Annotated in this window: 1 protein-coding gene and 1 pseudogene; both read right to left on the minus strand. The window is 39.7% G+C overall.

The genetic code is table 11. The features are described 5' to 3' along the window. Window positions 1-370 (minus strand): MerR family transcriptional regulator (locus OGV65_RS00880; protein WP_286454501.1); only part of this gene is annotated, 370 nt, incomplete at its 3' end. A gap of 7 nt (window positions 371-377) precedes the next feature. After that, a pseudogene (locus OGV65_RS00885) lies at window positions 378-779 on the minus strand (replication initiation protein); the annotation flags it as partial.

Consider the following 779-nt stretch of genomic DNA (forward strand, 5'->3'; position numbering starts at 1 on the left):
TCAGTAACAACGCTTGCTTGAGATCCTCGTTGCGCTTGTCTTTTTCATTGAGTAGCAGCTCTTTTTCACGCAACAATGCCTTTACGAGTTCTACTTCAGCTTTTAAAGCATAGTTTTCATGTAGCAAATTCTGGTCAGTTAACTGCACAGATTCGCCTGCCAAGTGCTGCACAATGATGCTTGATTGTTCACTGCCAACCTGCTGACCAGTGAATGAACCGAAAACACGTAGAAGCTCTGATGTGTCTAGTTTTGAAGCGCCTGCGCTATCTGTACACTTGGTCAGTTTTCCCTGCTTAATGTATGCCTGTACTGTTGTGCGGCTTTTTCCAGTTAGTCTTGCTGCTTCACTTATTGATACTAGAGCCATAGATACCTCAGATTCGTCCGTACTTGGCTAAAATTTTCTCTAGCGTGGCTCGTTGTTTTTGAGTCAGCCATGTAAATGAGCCGTTGAGATCATACTTACTCTGCATGTCACTCAGGAATTTAGCTTCAAATCCAGTAAGTTGTATTTTCGCAGTTAAAGCATCATGCAATGTTGTTTTTAGCCCCTCATGCAGACGATTTTCAGGCGTTAAACGGATTGAATCATCTTCTTTTTTTGATATTGGATCTTTTGTTAGCTCAGTCACAAGGTCAATTTGTTTATCAAGTTCAACTTGAAAGATCAGCGTATCAGCAGGACGACCGCGCTTATCAATAGATAGTTTTATATTGCTATATGTATTTAAATCTTTTGATATTGGTTTTAAAACCCAATGGTTTAGTAATTTATA

The sequence above is a fragment of the Citrobacter sp. Cb004 genome, assembly GCF_030337065.1.
Classification (GTDB): domain Bacteria; phylum Pseudomonadota; class Gammaproteobacteria; order Enterobacterales; family Enterobacteriaceae; genus Citrobacter; species Citrobacter braakii.